Annotated in this window: 8 protein-coding genes; all 8 read right to left on the reverse strand. The window is 42.2% G+C overall.

Annotated elements, in window-relative coordinates; translation table 11 throughout:
* The coding region (gene rpoS, locus ABYB02_RS14025) for an RNA polymerase sigma factor RpoS (RefSeq protein ID WP_372763041.1) at positions 1-821 on the reverse strand (821 nt) is incomplete at its 3' end.
* Positions 822-859: 38 nt separating this feature from the next.
* Positions 860-1684 carry a peptidoglycan DD-metalloendopeptidase family protein gene (locus tag ABYB02_RS14030; protein ID WP_011327387.1) on the reverse strand — a complete coding sequence of 275 codons (825 nt, stop codon included), beginning with the start codon at positions 1682-1684 and terminating at the stop codon, positions 860-862.
* Positions 1685-1725: 41 nt separating this feature from the next.
* Positions 1726-2304 (reverse strand): YqaA family protein, encoded by a 579-nt coding sequence (locus ABYB02_RS14035; RefSeq protein ID WP_041454351.1) that lies wholly within the window; start codon positions 2302-2304, stop codon positions 1726-1728.
* A gap of 9 nt (positions 2305-2313) precedes the next feature.
* Entirely contained in the window at positions 2314-2952 is a 639-nt protein-coding gene (locus ABYB02_RS14040) for a protein-L-isoaspartate(D-aspartate) O-methyltransferase (protein ID WP_372763042.1), read from the reverse strand.
* A complete protein-coding gene (gene surE, locus ABYB02_RS14045; RefSeq protein WP_011327384.1) occupies positions 2942-3706 on the reverse strand; it encodes a 5'/3'-nucleotidase SurE in 765 nt (254 codons plus the stop codon). The genes ABYB02_RS14040 and surE overlap by 11 nt, the downstream gene beginning before the upstream one ends.
* Positions 3687-4736, reverse strand: coding sequence for a tRNA pseudouridine(13) synthase TruD (gene truD / locus ABYB02_RS14050; protein WP_011327383.1), 1050 nt, complete (start codon positions 4734-4736; stop codon positions 3687-3689). Before truD ends, surE begins: the two co-directional genes overlap by 20 nt.
* Positions 4733-5230 carry a 2-C-methyl-D-erythritol 2,4-cyclodiphosphate synthase gene (ispF, locus tag ABYB02_RS14055; protein WP_011327382.1) on the reverse strand — a complete coding sequence of 166 codons (498 nt, stop codon included), beginning with the start codon at positions 5228-5230 and terminating at the stop codon, positions 4733-4735. The genes truD and ispF overlap by 4 nt, the downstream gene beginning before the upstream one ends.
* Positions 5227-5498: 2-C-methyl-D-erythritol 4-phosphate cytidylyltransferase (locus tag ABYB02_RS14060; RefSeq protein WP_372763043.1), on the reverse strand; the 272-nt coding region annotated here is incomplete at its 5' end. The genes ispF and ABYB02_RS14060, both read right to left, overlap by 4 nt.

Raw genomic sequence — 5498 nt, forward strand, 5'->3', positions numbered from 1 at the left:
CCTAATAAACCAAAGCGACGGGCTAACACCTCACGCTGCTTTGGGTTTAGCTCTCCTAACCAGTCAACAATGTGTTTATTCATATCGTTATTTTGTACTTCGCCCTCAGGACCAACATTGTTGTCATCGGCAATAATATCGAGCAAAGCGGTATCGTTTTCGCCGCCGATCGGCATATCAACCGAGGCTATTTTTTCATTCAAGCGCAGCATTTTGGTGACATCTTCAACCGGCTTATCTAAACAAGCTGCTATTTCTTCGGCGGTTGGTTCATGATCTAATTTTTGAGTTAGCTCGCGCGCGGTACGTAAATATACGTTAAGTTCTTTTACTACATGTATTGGCAAGCGAATAGTGCGCGTTTGATTCATAATGGCGCGTTCTATCGTTTGGCGTATCCACCATGTTGCATAAGTAGAAAATCGAAAGCCACGCTCAGGATCAAACTTCTCTACGGCGCGAATTAAGCCTAAGTTACCCTCTTCAATTAAATCAAGTAACGCTAAACCTCGGTTGTTATAACGACGAGCAATTTTTACTACAAGGCGCAAGTTACTTTCAATCATGCGCTTGCGAGACGCTTCGCACCCTTTTAAAGATTTACGAGAAAAAAACACCTCTTCCTCAGCGCTTAACAACGGAGAAAAACCAATTTCACCTAAATAAAGCTGAGTAGCATCTAAATTTTTAGTGACTTCTTCTTTGACAAAAACGTCATCATCCACAGCTTCAAGCAGCGGTGTTGAATCATCATCAACAGCAGTTTCATCTAATTTATTATCTACGAGGGTGTTTTTATCAACTTTTGCTGCATCAGCCATAAGACTTCTCCTGAGCAAGTTATCAATATCTTTAAAAATTAGGGAAGGTACTTAGCAGGATTTACAGCTTGCCCTCGGTAGCGAATTTCAAAACGAAGTGCCGTTACCGCAGATTCTGTATTTCCTATCTCTGCTATTTTCTGTCCAGCCTTAACTTCCTGTTTTTCTTTAACAAGTAGTTTCGAGTTGTGTGCATAAGCACTCAAGTAGTCGTCATTATGTTTTAAAATAATTAAACTACCATAACCTCGAAGCGCATTACCCGCATAAACCACTGTTCCTTGTGCGGCGGCTAAAACGGCAGCCCCTTTTTTATTAGCAATCTGTAAGCCTTTGTAGCCATTTTCCTTGTTCGAAAAGCGTTGTGTTATTTTGCCTTTTGCTGGCCAAAACCACTGCACTTTACTACTCGACAAATGCTTAGAGTTACTAATTTTTTTATTGGCTTGTTTCTGAACATACCCTCGTTGTTTAGGCTTATCAAGCTCTTTCTTTGATTTATTGTTATTTTTTTGTGAAGTTTTTGCGACTTTTTTAATAGGAGGAGTGTATTTTTTTGTCTTTTTGTATTTTTTTGCTATGGCAGAAAAGGAAATACTCTGCCCGGGGAATATTGTGTAAGGTGCTGGTATTGAATTATTTTTTGCTAAGGTTCTAACATCTTGGCCTGCACTAAATGCAATTGAATAAAGTGTATCGCCTTTTTGAACAGTATATTTATCGCCATTAATGTTAATTTTTCTGCCGTAATTATTAACATCATTATTTAAACTACTGACAGGCGCCGGAACATGGCTAGACGAGCAAGCAAAGAGCAAAATACTAATAAATAAAGCAACATAACATTTTATTTGTTTATTCACTGTATTTGGCTCCTTATGTTAATAACATTATTTTATAGTGCTTAACGTAATAAAATGTATGCAACTGCAATTAAAAGCACAACTGCCCATCCAAGCACTTCAATGTATTGACGTAATTTTTGCTCCATTTTAACACCGCCCCACTTCATCAGTGCAGCAACTAAAAAGAACCGAGCGCCTCGCCCTACTGCAGACGCAATTAAAAACGGCAAAAATGCCATTTGTAATACCCCTGCGCCTATAGTAAATACTTTATAAGGAATAGGCGAAAAACCCGCTATAAACACCACCCACACGCCATAGTTTTTAAACCAATCAAGTGCAATATCAAATTTATCTTGCCAGTGCATTTGTACTATAAGTGGCTCAACAACCGGTTCAAATAACCAAAAGCCAAGTAAATAACCTACTATGCCACCAACAACAGACGCTATAGTGGCAAAACTTGCAAACCGCCATGCTTTTTTAGGCTGAGCAAGCGACATTGGTGCCAGCATTACATCAGGAGGGACAGGAAAAAACACAGACTCTGCAAAGCTCATTGCAGCTAAATAACGCTCAGCATGACGGTGCTTAGCCCACACTAGAGCCATATCGTATAACTTAGTAAACAACTTCAAAATGAATTCCTATTCAATATCACCAGCGACTAGCGGTACAAATCTAACCGGCGCAATTACGTGTTCTGTGTAGTTATTGCCATTGCGAATAACCATAGTTAATTTTTGCTCTTGCTCGCCAATTGGGGCAAGTAACACACCACCATCTGCTAATTGAGCTAATAGATCTTGCGGGATTTCAGCCGCAGCTGCGGTGACTATAATGCCGTTAAATGGCGCTTGCGACTCCCAACCTTGCCAGCCATCGCCATGTTTCATTGCCACATTATATAAATCGAGCTGATGTAAACGGCGCTTAGCTTGCCATTGTAATGCTTTAATACGCTCTACTGAGTAAACCTTGGTAAATATTTTAGCCAGTATTGCCGTTTGATAGCCCGATCCTGTGCCTATTTCTAGCACCTTGTCGCGCACACCAGCTAATTGCAACAGTTCGGTCATACGCGCCACAATATAAGGCTGCGAAATAGTTTGCCCTTGGCCTATTGGTAACGCAGTATTTTGATACGCTTTATGTTGCAGCACGTCACCCACAAATATATGTCGTGGTATTTGTGCAATCGCATCTAGTACTTGCGTATCCTCAACACCTTCACGCTGTAATAGCGCTGATAGCGCCTTGGCGCTGCGGGTATAATTAGCCAGCACGGTTTATCTCCAAATCAGCTAACCACTCCCCTACCGCTTTAATGCTCTCGTTAGCGGTCATATCAACACTCAGTGGGGTAACCGAGGCATAGCCATTATTAATTGCATGAAAATCGGTACCTTCACCTGCATCACTTTCTGTCCCTAAAGATCCGTACCAGTAAATATCTCGACCCCAAGGATCGGTTTGCTTGGTCATGGTTTCGGCTTTATGGCGCGCACCCAAACGCGTTACCTGCACGCCTTTTAATTCGCTTAGAGGAATGTCGGGTACATTAATATTTATAATTTGATCTTTTGGTAGCGGATGCGACGCTAAACCTTTAATAATACTTATAGTTACCGCTGCCGCCGTTTCAAAATGCTCGCCGTGGTGCGAACACAAAGACACCGCAATAGCAGGCAAACCTAAATGGCGTCCTTCGGTTGCTGCAGCTACCGTGCCTGAGTACAAAGTGTCGTCACCTAAATTAGCGCCGTGGTTTATACCTGCGACCACTAAATCGGGCATTTCATCAACAAGCTGGTTAACGCCTAAATGCACACAGTCAGTAGGTGTACCATTAACCGATATAAAGCCATTTTCAAGCTTTGTAGCACGCAGTGGGTTAAGCAAAGTTAACGAGTTACTTGCACCACTGCAGTTTCGGTCGGGGGCAACTAAAGTGACCTCGGCAATTTGCATTAATGCTTGATATAACACCGCAATACCTTTAGCGCCTACACCATCGTCGTTACTTAATAGGATCTTCATCTTTGCTGTCCTTTTCTTTTCGCTCGCGTGGGCTTGCGTCTGTGTAATCCACCAGCTCACGTAATAATGCCGTAGCAAAACAGCCTTTTGGTAAACCAAAACTTAACTTTAAAGTGCTTTCATCTATGGTTTCTACGCTAAAATCTTGCGGGATTAAACGCAGCATTCTGCGCTCATTTTTTAGCCCTAACTCGCCTAAACCATCGCACCAAGACTGATAAGGCCCAAGCCATACTTTTTCTTGTTCGGTGAGCCCTTTTTCGCTTTTACCTACCATAGGTGCCGACATCATAATATCGCCAGAGGCTAGGCGGGCAATATTTTCATCGCTAATAGCGTCTTCAAAAAAGGCGTTACTGCCGCTGAGCATAAATACTTCACGGTGCATGGTTTTAGCTAAACCATGCTCCTTTACTCGTAAACTTACGAGTTGATTAAATACATGCGAGCGCGCTGCAGAAATAATAATACCGCGTAATTTTTTATCGCGAATACGCTCACCTGCAAACATTTTTTCAGCCATTACCAGGTTATGACCATCACGGCCAAAGCGTTGCTCGCCAAAATAGTTAGGCACGCCACTGCGTACCGCATTAATACGGCACAAAATATCCAGAGGATCGGTAACATTGCGCAGCGTAATAGTAAATTTATTACCTTTATGACAGCCCGTTCTCAGCTTACGTTCGTGGCGTTGCTGCGATACAACAAACACGCTTTCGCTGTTTAAATCACTAAAATCAATTGGCTTTTTAATGGGTACTTTTACACTAAACCACTGCGAACACACTCCGTGGCGATCTTTCATCCCGGCATAACTTACATCGCGTGGTGATACCCCAGCTCGCTGCGCAATTAACTTTGCTACGTACTGGGTGTTTTCGCCTTTTTTTACTACTTGCAAACATACATGCTCGCCGCTACCAGTAAACTCAATGCCTAAGTCTTCATCTACCATAAAGTCTTCGGCTGTGGTTTTAAAGTCAGCTTTTGATAACGGTGCGCCGTATAAATAATTTAAATCGCTCATGCGTTTGTTTTACTCATTGACTCTTTGTTCATAATTACCACTGCATGGCTCGAAATGCCTTCTTTTCGCCCTTCAAAACCGAGCTTTTCGGTGGTTGTAGCTTTAACATTTATTTGCGATAGTTCGCAGTTTAAATCACTTGCAAGGTTGCTACGCATAGCTTGAATATGAGGCAACATTTTTGGCGCTTGTGCCACTATAGTTACATCTCCATTGCCCAATACATAACCTTGCTCTTTAGCTAAGCTCACCACATGACGCAGTAATATTCGGCTGTCGATATTTTCATATTCACTGGCCGTATCTGGAAAGTGTTTACCAATGTCGCCCATTGCAAGCGCGCCTAAAATAGCATCGCACAGAGCATGAATAGCAACATCGCCGTCGGAGTGCGCTAAAAAACCTTGCGGATAATCAATCTTTTCGCCGCCGATAGTTAATGGGCCAACACCGCCAAATTTATGCACGTCAAAACCATGACCAATTCGTATCATAATGCATTCTCGTTTTGTTGTTTTTGAAGTAAAAAACCAGCCAAGTCTAAATCCTCAGGAGTGGTTATTTTAATATTATCGCTACGCCCTGGTATTAATTTTACTGGCTTGTTAGCCCATTCAATGGCGCTTGCTTCGTCGGTAATAACTGCGCCGCTTGCCAGTGCATTTTGCAGCGCATTTTTAAGATCTTCGTATTTAAAAAACTGCGGAGTAAGGGCTTGCCATAAATCATCTCGGGGTACGGTTTGCTCAGCATAAATATGGC

Origin of the sequence: Pseudoalteromonas sp. (assembly GCF_041613455.1) — a bacterium.
GTDB lineage: Bacteria > Pseudomonadota > Gammaproteobacteria > Enterobacterales > Alteromonadaceae > Pseudoalteromonas.

Excerpts from the sequence above, each read along its gene's own strand:
- surE (WP_011327384.1), bottom strand. The coding sequence starts at position 3,706 with ATGAAGATCCTATTAAGTAACGACGATGGTGTAGGCGCTAAAGGTATT.
- ispF (WP_011327382.1), bottom strand. The coding sequence starts at position 5,230 with ATGATACGAATTGGTCATGGTTTTGACGTGCATAAATTTGGCGGTGTT.
- truD (WP_011327383.1), bottom strand. The coding sequence starts at position 4,736 with ATGAGCGATTTAAATTATTTATACGGCGCACCGTTATCAAAAGCTGAC.